This is a genomic window from Marinobacter gelidimuriae (genome assembly GCF_000372805.1).
GTDB lineage: Bacteria > Pseudomonadota > Gammaproteobacteria > Pseudomonadales > Oleiphilaceae > Marinobacter > Marinobacter gelidimuriae.
Window position 1 is genome coordinate 74,756 of the sequence record NZ_KB889875.1, and the last position, 18,021, is coordinate 92,776.

The window sequence follows — 18,021 nt, forward strand, 5'->3', positions numbered from 1 at the left end:
TTGCTGCACATTAATAAATTGCTCGCTGCACTCCTATTTTTCCAGTGAGCAAGGTGTAGCGGATTATAAAGAGTGGATCAAATTCAGGTAAAGTCTCGAGCGTGGCTTTATCCTCCATTTTTTGCGGTTCATTCAGAATAAGAATAGGACGGTTGGCTTTGGTTACATCGATGGGGCGACGCGGCCTGTATGCATAAGCCCTGTAGTTTCGGATTGACTCTGATCCTGCTACCCGCTTCCGAGCTTCACGAAACGCAACATCCCAGCTGTCATCGGCGGTTGGCATGCCGTTTTTCCCGAGTGGGGTTACCCTGAGTTCTTCACGACGCGCATTCACCTTAGCTGCGTATTCAGGGTTCATTGGGTTAATGCCTCGCCGGCGGTCGGCAGCGTCGGAAATTGAATCAAGCTGGTTATCGGATTCTTCCGGAAACAATTCAAAATGCAGGGTACGTGCAAGCTGTGAAACTTGCTGGTTACGAGCCTCTTCTTCGTTTACCCGTTTGATGTCAGCTTCGCTCAAACCCTCGCGTGTTTTTTGATACGCGCGGGCTTCTTCTTTTTTAAAGCGGTTCATAAGTTTTCCTTGGCAGAATTCATTGACAGCTTTTAAAGGACAAAACGATAATAGCGGATGTTTGCGACATTTAGTGTCGCAAACATCGTAATTCTAGGTTTGAACGGTAAATGCACTGAAGAGCGTGTTCTACAATCCGTGCTTGGTCAGCTTTGCTTCAGAAATTCCGCCGGCTCCAGAATTTTAAGCTCTGTTTCTATTCGTCGCGACAACCATCGGCGTAGCTGCGGGCTGTCTTCTATATAGGTGGTGACGATGTAATGGCTCGGGCTGTCGCTGCTCCGTTCCAGGCTCTGCTCCCGGCCAATGGGGCGGTTGAACAGGGCCTCGGCCAGGGGCTGATTTGCGCGAATTACTAACCGAAACGAGCCCTCCATACCTAGCGCGAACTGCTGCGCAAGGTCCGGCTCCAGTGAACTGTCGTTAAAGCTCAGGCTGGCGCTTGCTTGGGTAATGCGGTGTAGCGGGATCAGTTGAATGCTGTCGTCGATGGTGTTGGCGTCGGGATTTTCGGCGAGTAGATACAGAACCTCTTCCTGTAGCAGCAGGCGCAATGGCTGAAGTTTGCTGTAGGTTGTCTCGCCATTCAGCGTTGTGACTGTCAGGTCCAGAGCATCGGTGTCTCTAAGTGCGTCTTCGATAATGCTTTGTACCTCTGCATTAATGGGCGGCGACTCCGGGCGCATGAGGTCAGGCAGGTACTGGATCAGCTGCATCCATTGTTGAGTGTCGCGGTTTTGGGCGGCTGTTGCGGTTGCTTGTTCCCACAGGGAATCCAGGCGGTTGTAAACGCCGCGGGGTAATCGGTTGTAGGCCTGCTGTTTTAATAGGGTAAGGGCTAAAGCCGCGTCGCTGTTGTTGATCAGCGTTTCCGGTAACAGGCCTTTAAGGCTTGTTAAATGCCAGTAACTTGCTCGCCCGTTATCGCCCTGGTTGTCTTCACAATAAATGGCTTGCGGGAACGTATCGAGAAGGCTGGCCAGATCCCGCTCCACGCTGCGTTTGCTGGTGGCATAGCCGCGCTCCCCGAGGATTTTGTGGATTTCTTTGGTGGACTTCGCCTGGCCCGGGCGAGGGAGAATTTTAAGTATTTCAATTTGCCGTTGAAGCTGAGTCGCCATGGGTACGGTGCATTCCCTGTCGTTATTCGCTTTGAGGCGTCATGCCGATTAACCGCTTGGCCAATGTTTCCATGTGACGTTTGCCCACCAACACGTTTAGCCAGCCTTCGGGAATTCCGGCGATGCCATAATGGCACCCAGCGAGTTGGCCGGTTACGGCGGCGACGGTATCGCAATCATCACCAAGGTTGGCGGCGGTGAGCAATGCGGATTCCAGCGAACTGGTTGATGCGAAGCACCAAAGGGCGGCTTCCAGGGTGTCGACCACATAACTTTTGGCCTTGATCAGCGTCTCTGGCTTATTGAGGTATTCGCCCCGGGCTAATGCCAGGATTTTTTTGCTTTGCCAAGCTTGGTCAGCCGCTGCCGATAGCGCGTCGGATTTGTCCTCGCCAAGTAGCAAGTGGTGAAGGATAAGGGCGAGCAATTCACTGGCTTCCAGACACTCTTGGGCACCATGCGTGGTGCGTGTGGCCTCCCGCGCCCAAAGGCGTAAAAGTGCCGTGTCCGGGTGGGCGGCGAGCACAACAGGAAGAAGGCGCATCAGACCGCCGTTCCCTGCGGCCAGGGGGTGAGTGGAACCCGAGAAGGCCTCACCGGTGTCTTTGAATTTCTTCAGTGCTGCACCGAGGGTGTTGCCTGGAGCCAGTGCCAGCTCACACGGCCAACCTTCTTTGCGATCGTAAAACCCCTCGTAACGGCGCATTTGATCGGCGGGATCAAAGCCGTTTGTCTTAGCCAGGCTTTCTCCCAGGCACAACGCCAGTCCCGTATCGTCGGACCACTGGCCGACCGGAAGGTAACGGCGGGTGCTGTGCATATCTGTGATTTCAGTGCTTCCACGGGGACTGAATTCAACGCCGTTGGCCAGAGCATCTCCACAAGCCAGTGCTAAAAGTCCACCGAGTGCGCGATCATTCAGGGTCATGGTTTTTCCGGTTGTTTGGGTGATGTCACTGTGGAGTTCATTATTATAGCCGGTTGCGACAAAATGTGACGCATAGAGTGTATAGGCTGTTTCCATCATCAAGGAGACGGCAAATGAAAAACAACACCGAATTTGCGAAAAGTATACTGCTGGGTTTGGCTTGTGGCGACGCGCTGGGAGCCACCGTTGAGTTTCGACGCCGGGATACCTTCCCGCTGCATACGGAAATGACCGGGGGTGGCGCATTCAATGTAAAGCCTGGCGAGTGGACGGATGATACCTCTATGGCTTTGTGCCTGGCACAGAGCATAGTTCAGTGCTAGGGGTTTGACTCGAAAGACCAGCTTGAACGCTATCTTCGTTGGATGAACGAAGGGTATTTGTCGTGCCACGACTGCTGCATTGATATTGGCGGTACCACTCGCAACGCCTTAAAGCGTTTTGAGCAAACTGGTGTGAGTTACGCCGGTACGGATAACCCGTTCGAAAGCGGTAACGGTGGGATTATGCGCCTGGCGCCAGCCATTTTTGCGAGTATGGACCGCGCTAAGGCTTTGGAACATGTGATTGATAGCAGCCGCACAACACATGCCAGTGCAGACTGCCTGGATGCGGCGGAGTTACTGGGTGCCATTCTCTGGGAGCTGCGCGAGGGTAAGGCGTTGAAAGCGGTGCTTGAAGATCTGCCTGACACGTTCGAGCGAGGTATGAAAATTGGCCGAATCAAGCGTGGGTTTTTTCGCACGCTTGGGCGTGAGCAGGTCTCATCAAGTGGCTACGTGATCGACACCTTGGAGGCTGCGCTCTGGTCCTGTTACCACTCGGAGGATTTCGAAGCCGCACTCATTACAGCGGTGAATCTGGGAGACGATGCCGACACGGTGGGGGCAGTTACGGGACAGATCGCGGGTGCGGCATGGGGCAAATCCGGCATACCCTCGCGGTGGCTAAACAGCTTGGTATGGCGGAGCCAAATTGAGGACATGGCCAATGGATTGGGGCGGCTGGTAAGTTGCATATCGGGCGAAGAACATGCGGTTTAGACCCGCCTGGTTATCAAACCGACTGCTGCCGCTGATCATGCACCCGCGCCTCAATCCCCAAAGCCCTCAACTGTTTAAAGTGCGCGCGGGCCTGATCCAAAACCACCGAATCATTTTGAGCAATCAGTGCCAGCCGCTTGAACTGATCGGCGTGAGCTGGTAATTCAGTGCAGAGGATAATCACGGTATCCCAGTCTTCGGCGGCTGGCGGATGCAGCAGGATGCCGACGGGGTCTTTGCAGGGCGTGTTGGCTTCGGACATTACACTGTGGGGAATGAAGGCATCCGGGCTGAAGTTCCACAGCAGGTCGTCCATTTCCTGAGCGTGTTCTGGGGTGTCGCACACAATGCCCACGCGGTCCCCTTGCTGCCAGGCCTTGTTGACCAGCTTGGCGGCGTGTAGATTGCGTGCGGCGGGGGTGTCCTGGCGCAGGATATGGAACCAATAGCGCTGGTTTTTTTCCTCCTGTTTGGCCTGGGGTGCGTTAGAGGGTACGGAGGCACCGGCAGCAGCGCTGCCGGTTTCCGTCGTGTGCATAGCAGGCGGCTTATTTGCCTGCATGGGACATCAGGTATTCGACCAGCATGGGCACCGGGCGGCCTGAAGAGCCTTTGGCTTTGCCGGAATGCCACGCAGTACCGGCGATGTCCAGGTGGGCCCAACGGTAATCTTTGGCGTAGCGGGCCAGGAAGCAGGCCGCGGTGATGGTTCCAGCGGCACGTCCGCCGATGTTTGCCATATCCGCAAAGTTGCTGTCGAGCAAGCTCTGGTACTCTTCCCAAAGCGGCAGGCGCCAGGCTTTGTCGTTGGCGCGGTCGCCGGCGGCCAGCAGTTCGTTGGCCAGGTCATCGTTGTTGGCCAGTAAGCCTGTGGCGTGGTGGCCCAGGGCGACGATGCAGGCGCCGGTGAGGGTGGCCAGGTCAATAACCGCCGCCGGGTCAAATCGCTTCACGTAGGTTAGGGCGTCGCACAGTACCAGACGGCCTTCGGCGTCGGTGTTGAGGATTTCAACGGTCTGGCCAGACATAGTGGTGACAATGTCGCCGGGGCGGCTGGCGCTGCCGTCGGGCATGTTTTCAGCGGCTGCGATGACGGCCACCACGTTGAGTTTCGGCTTGGTTTCAGCGACGACTTGCATGGCACCGAACACCGCAGCCGAGCCGCCCATGTCGTATTTCATTTCGTCCATGCCTTCACCCGGCTTGATGCTAATGCCACCGCTGTCGAAGGTAATGCCTTTACCCACTAATACATGGGGTTTGTCTTTGGCGTTGCCGCCGCGGTATTCCATGATAATAAAGCGCGATGGCTGGCTGCTGCCTTTGCCCACGGCCAGAATGGTGTTCATGCCCAGGTCGGCCATCTGCTCTTCATCAAGAATTTCGGTCTTGATGCAATCGTGGTCTTTGGCCAGTTTTATAGCCTGTTCGGCCAGCCAGACTGGGTGGCAGATGTTGGGCGGCGTGTTGCCCAGGTCGCGGGTAAAATTCATACCGCGGCCGGTGGCCAGGCCCAGATTAAAGGCGTCTTTTTCGGACTTGCCGCCGGCGGAGGCGGTTACGGTGACTTTATTCAGCGTGCGCGCAGCAGGCTGCTCGCTCTTATACTGGTTAAACGTGTACAGGTGCTCTTCCAGGCTGCGGCCGATCAGGCTCAGGCGAGCTTCTTCAGAAGTAGTTGCGCTGTCGCCGGTTAGCTGGGTGTCAGCCAGGGCCACAATGGCATGTTTTGATGGGCCGTCTTTCAGAACGGTTACCGCAGCAATTAAAGCCTTGCGATAGTTGGCCGGTGTGCGGCTTTCGTCATCGCCGGTGCCGACAATGCACAGGCGCTGCCAATGGCTGTCGGTCAGCGGAACAGTCTGTACCGATGCGTTTTTGCCACTGATGTCGCCGGCGCTTTGCAGTTTGCCAATCAGGCCATCCAGAGCTTTGTCTGCGGCGCTGGTGCTGGCAGGCCATTCGCCTTTCTGCGGTAACGCCAGTACAAGACAGTCAGCGCTGATGGTGTCCAGCGCTTTGCTGCTTAAGGTAAAATTCATGGCAACTCCTGTTAATGATTCTGTTATACGGATTGGATATTACTAGCATTGGGGCAATGCGATGAATTATCAAGCATTGGCGCGGACTTGTGGTTGACTTGCTGGTCGCGGCGCGGCCCTGTCAATCGTCTGCAAGGTTACTTAGAATAGCCGCTGCTGGCGTTTTCCTCCATCAATGGGCGCCGTTACCGGCTCGGCCAGAGAGACCGCTTTGACTATTATTTTTCGCTATCTCATTCGTCAGATCATGATCAGCATGATTGCTGTGTCCACCATTCTGCTGATGGTGTTCATGAGCGGGCGCTTTTTAAAGTATCTGGGTAATGCGGCCGAAGGTGAAATTTCTGCGGGTGTGCTGTTTTCAGTGATGGCCTACCGTTTTCCCGGCTTTCTCGAGCTGATTTTGCCTTTGGGTCTGTTCATCGGCATTTTGTTGGCTTATGGCCGCATGTATTTGGAAAGCGAGATGACCGTGTTGCTCGCCTGCGGCGTCAGTGAAGGCGATATTTTGCGCCAAACCCTGATTGGCAGTTTGCCCGTGATGCTGGTGGTCGCTGCCATGAGCCTGTATGTATCGCCCTGGGGCATGAAACAGGTCGAGGAGATATTCAACGAACAGCGCAAAGCCACCGAATTCGAGCTATTGGCGCCGGGGCGCTTTCAGGACTTTACCTCTGGTGGGCGAGTGACTTACACCGAAGGGCTGAGCGACGACAAGCGCGAGCTGCAGGGTGTATTTATCGCCGAGTTTGGCAAGAATGGCGAAGGCTTGACCATAATCACCGCCGAAACGGGCACCCAGTTGGTAGATGAGCAGACAGGAAGCCGTTTTCTGATTTTGAAAGACGGCGGGCGCTACGCGGGTAACGCCGGCCAGCTGGATTACAACACCACCGAATTTGAAGCTTACGGTCTAAAAATTGTCAGCGGCAAGAGTGGTACAAAAGAGCTGGAAGAAGGTCTGAGTACCGGGCAATTAATGAAGTCTGACGACCCGCAACAGCGAGCGCTGCTGCATTGGCGCTTTTCATTGCCCTTTATTGTGCCGGTGGTGACCCTGCTGGCGGTTCGGTTGAGCCGGGTAAATCCTCGTCAGGGCCGGTTCTTCCACCTGTTGCCTGCGATGTTGGTGTATATCACCTATCTCGGCCTATTGATTGTGGCTCGTGATGCGCTGGCCGAGGGCACGGTGCCAGAGTGGATTGGTATGTTCTGGGTGCACGGATTGTTTCTGGCTCTGGGACTTTGGCTGCAGTTCGGCCCGGCCTGGTTGCGCAAGCGCCGCTTGCAGCGTGCAGAGCTCGCGGGGCCTACCCATGCGTAAGATTGACCGCTATGTGATGAAAACCGTTGGCGGCGCCATGTTTTTGGTGATGGTGGTGGTGCTGTCGTTGGATTTGATTTTCGCGTTTATTGCCGAGTTGGACGGCACAGCCAATAACTACCAGACCCTGGATGCTCTTTGGTATGTGTTTCTGACGCTGCCGCGGCGGATTTACGATTATTTGCCGTTGGGCGCGTTTATGGGCTGCCTGGTGGGATTGGGTTCGATGGCCAGCTCTTCCGAGCTGACGGTTATCCGCGCAGCTGGCGTTTCCATAAAGCGCATTGTCTGGTCTGCCATGAAACCAGCGCTGTTTGTGGTGCTATTGGGCGTGGGTATTGGCGAATACCTGGCGCCGCCGGCGGAGCGCATGGCGCAAAGTGAAAAAGCCGTTGCGCTGGGTGCAGGTAGCAGCGTGGCCGCGGCGTCGGGTTTGTGGCATCGCGAAGGTAATGTATTTATTCACATGAATGCCGTGCAGCCCAGTGGTGTGCTTTTTGGCATTTCCATGTTCCGCTTTAACGAGCAGCGCCAGTTGTTAGCCGCCAGTTTTGCCGAGCGGGCGATTTACCAAGGCGATCACTGGATTCTTGAAAACGTACAAACCACCAAGCTGGCAGAGCAGGGCACCACCCGGGTGACTCATAACCAGCTGCGTTGGGAGTCTGGTTTGTCGCCCAGCGTACTGAGCGTATTGATTGTAAAGCCAGAGAACCTGGCGATGACAGGCCTGCTGACCTACGCCCGCTATCTGGACGAGCAGGGTTTGAGCGCGTCGCGCTATTGGTTAGCGTTTTGGAAGAAGACGTTAATGCCACTGGGAACCGCGGTGATGGTGTTAGTGGCAATTTCGTTTATCTTTGGCCCGCTGCGCTCGGTCACCATGGGCTTTCGGGTGTTTACCGGCCTGTTGGTAGGCCTGTCGTTTAAGTACATGCAAGACTTGCTTGGGCCGATGAGCGTGGTCTACGGTTTCGATCCCATTCTGGCGGTACTGGTGCCTATCGCGGTGAACGCCGTTATAGGTATTTTACTAATGCGTCGTGCAGGTTAGCGTTGATAGGGGACAGATTTAAAATCTGTCCCCGGTTCTGGGTGTGAAATCTGTAGTAGGGGACGGATTTGAAATCTGTCCCCTGGTTTGGATGCGTCGCGCGGGTTAGAGTTTCTTCTTTTCTACCTCGACAACAACGCTGTCTGACATTCGGTCGGTCAGCGACAGCCCGTTAAAGGGTACGAACAGAGTAACGATCGCAGGAATAGAAAACAGCAGGCTGACAGCACCCAGATAGTAGCCTGCCAGTAATGCCAGAAACACAGCAGCGGCTGCCGTCACATAACGGCGTAGAGCCTGACTCCAGCTCACCGACACGCCGTCCAGATTCTGAATGCGCACCCGCCATACCTGCATTCCAAGTGTTTGGCCCACCCGGGTCCAAAAGTAGCCAAAAAACAGGTACAGCACCAGAAACAGGGTAAACGTCAGGCCTGGGCCACCTTTAATCTGCCCAGCTTCCGCCATTTGTTCGTATTTTTCCCAACCGGTCAGCTGGCCGGCAATTATGGTGTATATCCAGGTGGCAACCAATAGCACGGCAATGCTGATAAGTGCATCGTAAGTAATGGCCAGGCCACGTTTCAGTCCGGTTGCTGGCGGCAAAAGCACGTCTGCATTGTGAAAGCGTTTGGGCATGCGGTCTCCGGTGATGTTTCACGTTTTTCAGGATGTCGGCGTGTGCTAGAGTAGCCGATTTGTACAATCATGTAAGTATTCGAATTCAATCGCGGACCTGGCGCAATTTTCGTCGGGTTTATGGAAAGGTATCAAAGGGCTATGAAAACGGCAGAGTTGCGACAGGCGTTTCTTGAATACTTCAAACAGCAGGGCCATGCCATTGTTCCCAGTAGTTCACTGGTGCCGGCAGATGATCCCACTTTGTTGTTTACGAACGCGGGCATGAACCAGTTCAAGGACCTGTTCCTGGGCCGTGAACAGCGTGACTACACTCGCGCCACCAGTTCGCAGAAATGTGTACGCGCCGGCGGCAAGCACAACGATCTGGAAAACGTCGGTTACACGGCTCGCCACCACACGTTTTTTGAAATGCTGGGCAACTTCAGCTTTGGCGATTATTTCAAGCGCGAAGCCATCAATTTTGCCTGGATTTTTTTGACCTCTGAACAGTGGCTGAACCTGCCGAAAGCGAAGCTGTGGATCACGGTATACGCCGACGACGACGAAGCCTTTGATATCTGGAACCAGGAAATTGGCGTGCCTGCCGAGCGCATTGTCCGTATTGGCGACAACGCCGGCGGCCGCTACTCTTCAGATAATTTCTGGCAGATGGGCGATACCGGCCCCTGCGGCCCTTGTTCCGAGATCTTTTTTGACCACGGCCCCGATGTAGCCGGCGGCCCTCCGGGAAGCCCGGACGAAGACGGCGACCGCTACATAGAAATCTGGAACGTGGTGTTCATGCAGTATAACCGCACTGCTGACGGCGAAATGCTTAACCTGCCCAAACCGTCGGTAGACACTGGCATGGGTCTGGAGCGAGTGACCGCGGTATTGCAGGGCGTGCACAGTAACTATGAAATTGACTTGTTTCAGGATCTGCTGAAAGCCGCCTCTGACGTGCTCGGCGGCGTTGCCACCACCGAAGCTTCGCTGCGTGTTGTGGCAGATCATATCCGCTCCTGCTGCTTTTTGATTAGCGATGGCGTTATGCCGTCAAACGAAGGCCGTGGTTTTGTATTGCGCCGGATCATCCGCCGCGCCGCCCGCCACGGTAACAAGCTTGGTGCCAACGGCCCCTTCTTTTACAAGTTGGTAGGTGCGTTGGTTGAGTTGATGGGCGACGCCTTCCCGCAGCTGGTCAGCAGCCACAAACAGATCGAAAAAATACTGTTGCAAGAAGAAGAGCAGTTTGTAAAAACCCTGGATAACGGCCTGCGCCTTTTAGAGCAGGACATTGCCGAGCTTCAAGGTGATGTGATTCCTGGCGAAACCGTGTTCGCCCTATACGACACTTATGGCTTCCCGATAGACCTGACCAACGACATCGCCCGTGAACGCGGTTTGACTCTGGATTACCAAGGCTACGAAAAGGCAATGGAAGCCCAGCGCGAGCGTGCCCGGGCGGCCAGCAAATTTGGTATTGATTACAACGCGGAAAGCCTAAAGCTTGAGGGCGTGACCGAATTTAGCGGTTACCAGAATATTGATGGCCACGAGCGCATTCGCTCGGTGATTGTCGGTGGTGAACACAAAAACGCCGAAGCCGGCGACGAAGCCATCATTGTACTGGAGCGCACGCCATTTTACGCGGAGTCTGGCGGCCAGGTCGGCGACACCGGACTATTGACCTGGAGCGGTGGCCGCTTTCAAGTAACCGACACCCGCAAAGAGGGCAATAACCACCTTCATATCGGCACGGTGGTTGAAGGTGAACTGTTCCCGGGCCTGGAAGTGGATGCGCGCATTGATCATGAGCGCCGTGAACGCACCAAGCGTAATCACTCCGCCACCCACCTACTACATGCGGCTTTGCGCAAAGTTCTGGGCGAACACGTTAGCCAGAAAGGCTCGCTGGTAGACCCGGACAAACTGCGTTTTGACTTCTCGCATCTTGAAGCCGTCAGCGCTGCACAGCTGCAGGAAATCGAACGTCAGGTTAACCAGCAAATTCTGCAAAATACCTCGGTAGCTACAGAAGTGACCGACATGGAGCAGGCCCAGGCCAAGGGCGCGCTGGCGCTGTTTGGTGAAAAGTACGGCGATTCCGTCAGGGTTCTGAGCATGGGCTCAGATGGCTACTCGGTTGAGCTTTGCGGTGGTACCCATGTTAATCGCACCGGTGATATTGGTCTATTGCGTATTACCTCTGAAAGCGGTGTCGCTTCCGGCGTTCGCCGCATTGAAGCGGTCACCGGTTTTGGCGCTCTGGAATGGGTAGACAGCGCCGAACGCACCTTGCGCGAAGCGGCCAGGCTGGTGAAAGGCTCCCGCGAGTCGCTGGTCGAGAAAGTGCAGCAGACATTGGACCGTAACCGTCAGCTGGAGAAAGAAATCGACGGCTTGAAGGCCAAGCTGGCCAGCTCGGCCGGCAGCGATTTAGCGTCGTCTGCGGTTGAAGTGGCGGGCCTAAAGGTGGTTGCTGCTGAAATGGCAGGAGCGGATCGCCAGGCGCTGATGGAAACGGCCGACCAGCTGAAAAACAAGCTGGGTGAGGGCGTCGTGGTTTTGGCCAGCGTTGAAGATGGCAAGGTCTCACTTGTATCTGGCGTGACCAAATCAGCGACCGGCAGAGTCAAGGCCGGCGACATTATGAAGTACCTGTGCGCGCAGCTGGATGGTAAGGGCGGCGGTCGTCCTGACATGGCCCAGGGCGGGGGTAACGATGCCTCCAGGCTTACTGAGGTTCTGGCGGGTGTTGCTGGCTGGGTTGAAAAAAATAGTCAGTAACGCATGTTGTAGCTGCAGGCGAGGGTTTATAATCGCGCCCGATTGATTTGACGGGCGGAGCAACCTCCGCCCTGAGTCCCGGTCTAGACAGTGGGAATAATATGGCCCTGTATGTACAGAAATTTGGTGGCACCTCGGTAGGCACTACCGAGCGTATCGAAGCGGTTGCAGAGAAGGTTTTTGGCTTTCGTAAGGCCGGGCACGACATCGTCGTCGTGGTTTCAGCCATGAGCGGTGAAACTAACCGCTTGATTGGCCTGGCCAGTAACATTACCGATGAGCCCGGTCAGCGTGAAATGGACGTGCTTTTGTCTACCGGCGAGCAAGTGACCATTGCACTGTTGTCGATGGCATTACAGAAGCTGGGCTGCGAGGCTCGTTCTTACACAGGCTTACAGGTGCGTATCCTAACCGACCGTGCCCATACAAAAGCTCGTATTCAGCACATTGATGAACAACATGTGCGTGAAGATCTGAATGCCGGCCGTGTGGTAGTGGTGGCAGGTTTTCAGGGAGTGGACGATCTAGGTGACATTACCACCCTTGGTCGCGGTGGTTCAGACACGACCGCGGTGGCCTTGGCGGCAGCGTTGAAAGCCGATGAATGCCAGATTTATACCGATGTGGACGGGGTTTATACCACCGACCCGCGAGTGGTGGATTCCGCTCGCAGGCTGACTCACATTACCTTTGAAGAAATGCTGGAAATGGCCAGTCTGGGATCCAAAGTGCTGCAGATTCGCGCTGTGGAATTCGCGGGTAAATACAACGTTCCGTTACGGGTGCTGTCCAGTTTCCAGGAAGGCGAGGGCACCCTGATTACCATTGAGGATGATAGCACTATGGAGCAACCCATCGTTTCGGGCATTGCATTCAATCGTGACGAAGCCAAGCTGACCATATCCGGTGTGCCGGATACGCCCGGCAGTGCACTGCGTATTCTGAAGCCGATTAGTGATGCCAATATTGAAGTAGACATGATTGTTCAGAACGTGGGTGAAGACAACAGAACCGCCTTTACGTTTACGGTTTTGCGTCACGACTTCAAGCGCGCCGGCGATGTGCTTCGCTCGGTAGCGGCCGAGCTAGGCGCACGTGAGGTCATCGGAAACGAAAAGATCGCCAAAGTCAGTATTGTCGGTGTTGGTATGCGTTCTCACGCGGGTGTTGCCACCAAGATGTTCGAGGCACTGTTTAACGAAGGTATTAACATTCAGATGATTTCTACTTCGGAAATTAAAATTTCCGTGGTGATTGATGAAAAGTACCTTGAGCTTGCGGTACGGGCGCTTCATTCGGCTTTTGAACTGGACAAGCCCCTGGTAGAAGCAGAAGCTTGACGCAATGGGCCTATGCCCGCTGTATCATCGCCTGATAGGACGTTCATTCGCTGAGCCGGCTAACGCACATATCCGTATAAGGGAATGTGCGGTTTCAGGAGGGCGCGTAATTCCGCTATAAATGTGCGCGTACGAAGCACCTGTTTAAGAGCAGGTCGCTTTTTCAGAGGGAGTAGGGATATGTTGATTTTAACGCGCCGCGTAGGCGAGACCCTGATGGTCGGTGACGAAATAACCGTCACTGTGCTTGGGGTAAAGGGAAACCAGGTACGGATTGGTGTGAATGCACCCAAAGAAGTCGCTGTTCACCGCGAAGAGATCTATCAGCGCATTCAGGCGGAGAAAAGTTCCGATGAGGCTGAGCCGGGCAACCACTAGCTGGTAAAAAAAGCCGCTTGCGAATTTCCGGAGCGGTTTTTTGTTTTAAAGAACATCAAATGTAAAAAAAATTGTTCAACCCTATGAAAACATAAAAAACGTGGTAGTATACGCCCCGTCCTCAAGGAGAGGTGGGTGAGTGGCTGAAACCAGTTCCCTGCTAAGGAACCGTACGCGCAAGTGTACCGAGGGTTCGAATCCCTCCCTCTCCGCCATTTCCTGTTACAGGAAAGAGAGCCGGTTGATGTCGCAGTCAACCAAAGAAATGAAAGTGATCAATGTGCGGCTGTAGCTCAGCTGGATAGAGTACCTGGCTACGAACCAGGCGGTCGGAGGTTCGAATCCTCCCAGCCGCACCACCTTTTAAGTTAAGATGCATGAACACCCAAGTTTTAGCGGCTGTAGCTCAGCTGGATAGAGTACCTGGCTACGAACCAGGCGGTCGGAGGTTCGAATCCTCCCAGCCGCACCAAATTACGACCAGAACGCCCCGATGTGTGGAAACGCAGATCGGGGCGTTTTGTATTGGGCCTTCGCATCTCGCCGTACGTGTCATTACTTACCCCTATTTCTTCCCCGTTTCTCTCGAATGTGTCGTTTTTCACCCATTTCCGATCCAAAAAAACCTCTATTAAACATAACAATATGTTTTATATGCTTAATATTTATATGGCCCGGTCATTGCTTAATTCGATGTCACGCGGGGCCGTGCGGGCTTCGTTGAATACTAAAACAACACAATGAATCGAAGAGCATTCTTTATGAAAACCCAAGCCGTTATGGCAGTGGCATTCGCCTCCACGCTGGCCGTTGCAAATCCGGTCGCCGCCCAGGATCGGGCAGGCTGGCCCGACAACTTCACCGTAGGCACCGCCAGCCAGGGTGGCACCTACTTCGCGTACGGTGCCGGATGGGTCAACTTTGTCGCAGAAAGCCTGGGCGTATCAGGTGGCGCTGAAATTACCGGCGGCCCGATGCAGAATATGGCCCTGGTACACACTGGCGATCTGAAATTTGGTCTGACCACTATGGGCCCTGCACGGGAATCCATGGACGGCAACAGCCCTTTGGCGCCAGGCATGAAAATGGACAACGTGTGCGCCATGTTCCCCATGTATGAAACTCCATTTCCGTAACGGCTCTAACCAGCTCCGGTATTACCTCTATTTCTGACATTCCGGATGGCGCAACCATCGGCTTTGGCCCGGCTGGCTCCACCTCGGATACCTACTTTCCGCGCATGATGGAAACACTTGGTGTGAATTTCGAGCGCCGCAACGGCAGCTGGTCGGACCTGGGTGGCCAATTGCAGGACGGTCTGATTGACGTTGTCGCCTTTGCCTCTGGCCTGATGGGCATGATCAACGGCACCAGTGCCGGTAACGTTGTGTCGACCGGTTCGGGAAAAGATGCACTGGCGCGCTACATTCACGAAAACAGCCGGCGCAGCAGCTATAATTTTGTCGCGATTAACTGCGGCGCGGTATCGGAAAATCTGATTGAAAGTGAGCTGTTCGGTCACGAAGCGGGGGCCTTTACCGGTGCGGAAAAACGCCGTATTGGTAAAATAGAGCACGCCCACCAGGGCACGCTGTTTCTGGATGAAGTGGAAAGCATGCCCATGCCACTGCAGATTAAACTGCTGCGGGTGCTTGAAGAACAGAAAGTTGAGCGTCTGGGTAGCAACCATGTGCAGCAGGTGGACGTACGCATTATTGCCGCCACCAAATCCAATCTGAAAACCCTCAGTGACGAGGGTGTGTTTCGTGCAGACCTTTACTACCGCCTGAATGTGGTAAAAGTGGATATCCCGCCACTGCGCGAGCGCAAGGAAGACATTCCCACGCTGTTTCATCACTTTGTGCTGATTGCTGCGGTCCGCTATGATCGCGAGAGCATCCCGTTGAACGCGGGCCAGGCAGCTAAACTGACGCACCACGACTGGCCCGGCAACGTGCGTGAGCTGCGCAATCTGGCCGAACGCTATGTCTTGCTGGGCCCGGCAGCTCTGGACGAGACCGACACGGCCCAAGCCACCGACGTTAATGGCCGCCGCACACTGGCGGAACTGATGGACGGCTTTGAACGCCTGGCCTTAATCAGTGCTTTGAATGCCTGCCATGGCAGCATCAAAGACACCATGGTTGAACTCGGCATTGCGCGCAAAACCCTGTACGACAAGATGAAAAAACACGGTCTGGACAAAGCCGAATTCAAAGAGTGAAGAAGTTCACCCTGCCGCTCTGCCGCCCTTTACAGCGAGGCCGCCGAGCGCGCGGCCTGATCGTACAGGCCGGAAATGCCGCGCAAAAAACTAGCTACTTCGCCCAGATCGCTGTTGGCAGATCCCAGCGTTCGCAGTGAATCTACCAAGCAGTTTTCACGGATTTCGGCGTAGCGTTTGCACACATCTGCACCTTTTTCAGTCACCGAATAATAGGTTTCTTTCCCGCGCCTTTCGGAAGCCACTACGCCGTGTTTCAGCAGTTTCTTCAGGGAGTAGGTGACGGTGTGGCTGTCTTCCACATTCAGCACCAGGCAGATGTCGGCGGATTTTTTTGCGCGATCGCGGTGGTTCACGCTGTGCAGCACCAGCACGTCTAGTTGGCTTAAGTCATGCAGCCCGGCTGCATTCATACAGCGCACCATCCAGCGATTAAAGGCATTGCCGGCCACAATAAGGCCAAACTCCAACTCTGAAAGCTCCATTGCACGGCCCGAGGCCAGGTGGGCAGAGGACACGATGGGCCCAACATTGCGCCGTGCTGTTGCGCTCTCGCCAGAGCCGTTCGCCGAATTTTTTGTTTTCATAACGTGATATCACCGTTGTTAACAATCATGATTGGTCAGCGCTGTGTGTTGCCTTATCTGCCCATTTGGCTGGGCAAATACGTGACGATGGCAGGGAACAGCGTTATTAGTACCACTGCGCTCAGAATCAGCAGGAAATAGGGCAAAGCGGCCCAGGCAATGCGCAAAATATTTTCCCCGGTCAGGCCCTGAATCACGAACAGATTGAAGCCAACCGGCGGCGTAATCTGGCTCATTTCCACCACAATCACCAGGTAGATACCGAACCAGAGCGGGTCAATGCCAGCGGCCTGCACCATCGGCAGAATCACAGAGGTAGTCAGTACCACTACGGAAATACCATCCAGAAAGCATCCCAGCAGAATGAAGAACAGAGTCAGCGCTAGCAGCAGCATATTGGGCGAAAGGTCCAAGGTGTTGATCCAGGTAGCCAGTTCCCGAGGGATACCGGTAAAGGCCATTGAGGTGGTCAGAAAATACGCACCCATCAGTATGAAGGCAATCATGGACGACGTTTTTACCGTACCCATCAGCGCGCTGGTAAAGGTATCACGGCTCATGGAGCCGCCTTTCCACGACAACAGGTGAGCCAGCGCTACGCCAACGGCCGCGGATTCGGTGGGCGAGGCCAAGCCACCGTAAATCGAGCCAATCACGCCGATTATCAATAACATTACCGGAATCAGCGGCCGGCTGCGGCGCAGTTTGGCGTGAAAAGACAGGTGCTCGGCTTCGCCCGTCGGGATGCCATCCGGATTCAGCAGCGACCAGATCATGACATAGCCGCCAAACAGCATCAGCAGCATGATGCCAGGCAAAATGCCCGCCACAAACAGACGCGCAATGGACTGCTCGGTGGCCACGCCGTAAACAATCAGGATGATCGAGGGTGGAATTAACAGCCCCAGGGTGGCAGAACCGGCCAGAGTGCCCAATATCTGGTTTTTGTTATAGCCGCGACGGGTCAGTTCCGGTATCGACATTTTGCCGATGGTGGCTGCTGTAGCGGCGGACGATCCTGAAATCGCCGCGAAAATACCACAACCCAAAATGTTGGTGTGCAGTAACTTCCCCGGAACCTTACCTACCCATGGTGAAATGCCGCTGAACATTTCTTCGGACAAGCGTGAGCGGAACAACACCTCACCCATCCAGATAAACATCGGTAACGCGGCCAGCTCCCAAGACACGCTGGCGCTGTAAAAAGCGGTCGACAGGCTGTCGCCCACTGGAACGTTGCTGAAGAAGTACAGCGAAATACAACCGATGGCCGTTAACGAAAACGCCACCCACAAACCCGCGCCCAGCAATGCCAGCAGCAGCACCAGAAGCAGTAGGCTCATCCAGATCATTTCCACGGGCTTACTCCTGGGGTGCTTCGTCGTGAAGTTGGGTTATGCGGCCGCTGAGCAGCGACACAAGGGCGTCTAAGAGGGCTACCAATAGCCACAACAGACCCATTACCATCGCCGCCTGCGGAATCCACAGCGGCACCGGCACCATGCCAATGGACAGATCGCCGAAATCGTAGCTGTCCCACGTCAGCCAAGCGCTGTGCCAGGCTGCAAAGGCAGTAATGGCCGCAGCTAATAGCAGAGCCAGAATGTCCATGATGCGGTGGGCAGATTGGGGCAGACGTTGTAACAGCAGAGTCACGCGAATGTGCCCGCCCTGCCAGAAGGTGTAGGCCAGGCCAAAAAACGTGGCGCCCAGCAGCATAAACGCCGCCAGCTCAGCCAGCCCCGGCACGTTCAGTCCCAAAGGGCTGAAACCCAACCAGGTCAGTAATTCGTCCAGTACCCGGCTGAGTACCTGGGCCACAATCATGACCATGATCAGTGTCAGGTTGATCGCTGAGAGGGCGCCCCCCAACCGATAGAATGCGTCCAGAGCCCTGCGCATGGGGATGTTCCTGTGTTATGCCCGCACTTGTACCTTTACTGCAGGGCCGGCATGGATAAATGCGTGATGGCACGAAAGCTTCGTGCCATC

The 18,021-nt window shown here is 55.0% G+C and carries 14 protein-coding genes, 3 tRNA genes and 3 pseudogenes; 11 read left to right on the top strand and 9 right to left on the bottom strand.

Going from position 1 to position 18,021, the window contains the following annotated elements; translation table 11 throughout:
• Positions 1–10 precede the first annotated feature (10 nt).
• The 3 genes from A3OI_RS23110 to A3OI_RS0106610 form a co-directional block, all read right to left on the bottom strand.
• Positions 11–577: a hypothetical protein gene (locus A3OI_RS23110; RefSeq protein ID WP_018403514.1), complete on the bottom strand. Its 567-nt coding sequence runs from the start codon at positions 575–577 to the stop codon at positions 11–13.
• Positions 578–723: 146 nt separating this feature from the next.
• On the bottom strand, positions 724–1,698 hold the full coding sequence (locus A3OI_RS0106605; protein ID WP_018403515.1) for a helix-turn-helix transcriptional regulator: 975 nt from the start codon (positions 1,696–1,698) through the stop codon (positions 724–726).
• A 22-nt stretch (positions 1,699–1,720) separates the two neighbouring features.
• Positions 1,721–2,626: an ADP-ribosylglycohydrolase family protein gene (locus A3OI_RS0106610; protein ID WP_018403516.1), complete on the bottom strand. Its 906-nt coding sequence runs from the start codon at positions 2,624–2,626 to the stop codon at positions 1,721–1,723.
• Between the two features lie 113 nt (positions 2,627–2,739).
• On the opposite strand from A3OI_RS0106610, the pseudogene A3OI_RS19515 reads away from it, so the two are divergent.
• Positions 2,740–3,669, top strand: a pseudogene (locus tag A3OI_RS19515) (ADP-ribosylglycohydrolase family protein).
• 13 nt (positions 3,670–3,682) lie between these two features.
• Here the strand turns inward: A3OI_RS19515 and A3OI_RS0106620 are convergent.
• Together A3OI_RS0106620 and A3OI_RS0106625 are read right to left on the bottom strand one after the other, a co-directional pair.
• The gene (locus A3OI_RS0106620; protein ID WP_026224041.1) at positions 3,683–4,231 is read right to left on the bottom strand and encodes a DNA polymerase III subunit chi; all 549 of its coding nucleotides are present in this window, start codon (positions 4,229–4,231) and stop codon (positions 3,683–3,685) included.
• Positions 4,218–5,711: a leucyl aminopeptidase gene (locus tag A3OI_RS0106625; protein ID WP_018403520.1), complete on the bottom strand. Its 1,494-nt coding sequence runs from the start codon at positions 5,709–5,711 to the stop codon at positions 4,218–4,220. The genes A3OI_RS0106620 and A3OI_RS0106625 overlap by 14 nt, the downstream gene beginning before the upstream one ends.
• Positions 5,712–5,886: 175 nt before the next feature.
• On the opposite strand from A3OI_RS0106625, the gene lptF reads away from it, so the two are divergent.
• Positions 5,887–7,035, top strand: coding sequence for an LPS export ABC transporter permease LptF (lptF, locus tag A3OI_RS0106630; RefSeq protein ID WP_018403521.1), 1,149 nt, complete (start codon positions 5,887–5,889; stop codon positions 7,033–7,035).
• Positions 7,028–8,089 carry an LPS export ABC transporter permease LptG gene (gene lptG, locus A3OI_RS0106635; RefSeq protein ID WP_018403522.1) on the top strand — a complete coding sequence of 354 codons (1,062 nt, stop codon included), beginning with the start codon at positions 7,028–7,030 and terminating at the stop codon, positions 8,087–8,089. Before lptF ends, lptG begins: the two co-directional genes overlap by 8 nt.
• A 105-nt stretch (positions 8,090–8,194) precedes the next feature.
• Here lptG and A3OI_RS0106640 read toward each other — a convergent pair whose 3' ends face one another.
• Positions 8,195–8,728 carry an RDD family protein gene (locus tag A3OI_RS0106640; protein ID WP_018403523.1) on the bottom strand — a complete coding sequence of 178 codons (534 nt, stop codon included), beginning with the start codon at positions 8,726–8,728 and terminating at the stop codon, positions 8,195–8,197.
• A gap of 141 nt (positions 8,729–8,869) precedes the next feature.
• Here A3OI_RS0106640 and alaS point away from each other — a divergent pair, with 141 nt between their 5' ends.
• From alaS to A3OI_RS22640, 8 genes and pseudogenes are all read left to right on the top strand, one after another.
• Positions 8,870–11,500, top strand: coding sequence for an alanine--tRNA ligase (gene alaS, locus A3OI_RS0106645; protein WP_018403524.1), 2,631 nt, complete (start codon positions 8,870–8,872; stop codon positions 11,498–11,500).
• Positions 11,501–11,601: 101 nt separating this feature from the next.
• Complete coding sequence (locus A3OI_RS0106650; RefSeq protein WP_018403525.1) at positions 11,602–12,840, top strand: aspartate kinase; 1,239 nt, start codon at positions 11,602–11,604, stop codon at positions 12,838–12,840.
• 180 nt (positions 12,841–13,020) lie between these two features.
• Positions 13,021–13,218, top strand: coding sequence for a carbon storage regulator CsrA (gene csrA / locus A3OI_RS0106655; protein ID WP_014870780.1), 198 nt, complete (start codon positions 13,021–13,023; stop codon positions 13,216–13,218).
• Positions 13,219–13,343: 125 nt separating this feature from the next.
• A tRNA-Ser gene (locus A3OI_RS0106660) sits at positions 13,344–13,433 on the top strand.
• A gap of 67 nt (positions 13,434–13,500) precedes the next feature.
• Positions 13,501–13,577 (top strand) — tRNA-Arg (locus A3OI_RS0106665).
• A gap of 36 nt (positions 13,578–13,613) precedes the next feature.
• Positions 13,614–13,690, top strand: a tRNA-Arg gene (locus A3OI_RS0106670).
• Between the two features lie 289 nt (positions 13,691–13,979).
• A pseudogene (locus A3OI_RS24415) lies at positions 13,980–14,569 on the top strand (TAXI family TRAP transporter solute-binding subunit); the annotation flags it as partial.
• A 42-nt stretch (positions 14,570–14,611) separates the two neighbouring features.
• A pseudogene (locus tag A3OI_RS22640) lies at positions 14,612–15,442 on the top strand (sigma 54-interacting transcriptional regulator); the annotation flags it as partial.
• A 29-nt stretch (positions 15,443–15,471) separates the two neighbouring features.
• On the opposite strand, the gene A3OI_RS0106680 reads toward A3OI_RS22640, so the two are convergent.
• Genes A3OI_RS0106680 through A3OI_RS0106690 form a run of 3 tightly spaced genes read right to left on the bottom strand, consistent with a single transcriptional unit; the run spans position 15,472 to position 17,931 of the window.
• Entirely contained in the window at positions 15,472–16,029 is a 558-nt protein-coding gene (locus A3OI_RS0106680; protein WP_018403528.1) for a winged helix DNA-binding protein, read from the bottom strand.
• Positions 16,030–16,082: 53 nt separating this feature from the next.
• Entirely contained in the window at positions 16,083–17,387 is a 1,305-nt protein-coding gene (locus A3OI_RS0106685; protein WP_018403529.1) for a TRAP transporter large permease, read from the bottom strand.
• Between the two features lie 4 nt (positions 17,388–17,391).
• Positions 17,392–17,931: a TRAP transporter small permease gene (locus A3OI_RS0106690; RefSeq protein WP_018403530.1), complete on the bottom strand. Its 540-nt coding sequence runs from the start codon at positions 17,929–17,931 to the stop codon at positions 17,392–17,394.
• Between the last annotated feature and the right edge of the window lie 90 nt (positions 17,932–18,021).

What these genes read in the sequence shown, in the direction of transcription:
- A3OI_RS0106625 (WP_018403520.1), bottom strand. Translation starts at nt 5,711, where the DNA reads ATGAATTTTACCTTAAGCAGCAAAGCGCTGGACACCATCAGCGCTGAC.
- lptG (WP_018403522.1), top strand. Translation starts at nt 7,028, where the DNA reads ATGCGTAAGATTGACCGCTATGTGATGAAAACCGTTGGCGGCGCCATG.
- lptF (WP_018403521.1), top strand. Translation starts at nt 5,887, where the DNA reads ATGGGCGCCGTTACCGGCTCGGCCAGAGAGACCGCTTTGACTATTATT.
- csrA (WP_014870780.1), top strand. Translation starts at nt 13,021, where the DNA reads ATGTTGATTTTAACGCGCCGCGTAGGCGAGACCCTGATGGTCGGTGAC.
- A3OI_RS0106680 (WP_018403528.1), bottom strand. Translation starts at nt 16,029, where the DNA reads ATGAAAACAAAAAATTCGGCGAACGGCTCTGGCGAGAGCGCAACAGCA.
- A3OI_RS0106640 (WP_018403523.1), bottom strand. Translation starts at nt 8,728, where the DNA reads ATGCCCAAACGCTTTCACAATGCAGACGTGCTTTTGCCGCCAGCAACC.
- alaS (WP_018403524.1), top strand. Translation starts at nt 8,870, where the DNA reads ATGAAAACGGCAGAGTTGCGACAGGCGTTTCTTGAATACTTCAAACAG.
- A3OI_RS0106620 (WP_026224041.1), bottom strand. Translation starts at nt 4,231, where the DNA reads ATGCAGGCAAATAAGCCGCCTGCTATGCACACGACGGAAACCGGCAGC.
- A3OI_RS0106690 (WP_018403530.1), bottom strand. Translation starts at nt 17,931, where the DNA reads ATGCGCAGGGCTCTGGACGCATTCTATCGGTTGGGGGGCGCCCTCTCA.
- A3OI_RS0106610 (WP_018403516.1), bottom strand. Translation starts at nt 2,626, where the DNA reads ATGACCCTGAATGATCGCGCACTCGGTGGACTTTTAGCACTGGCTTGT.
- A3OI_RS0106605 (WP_018403515.1), bottom strand. Translation starts at nt 1,698, where the DNA reads ATGGCGACTCAGCTTCAACGGCAAATTGAAATACTTAAAATTCTCCCT.
- A3OI_RS23110 (WP_018403514.1), bottom strand. Translation starts at nt 577, where the DNA reads ATGAACCGCTTTAAAAAAGAAGAAGCCCGCGCGTATCAAAAAACACGC.
- A3OI_RS0106650 (WP_018403525.1), top strand. Translation starts at nt 11,602, where the DNA reads ATGGCCCTGTATGTACAGAAATTTGGTGGCACCTCGGTAGGCACTACC.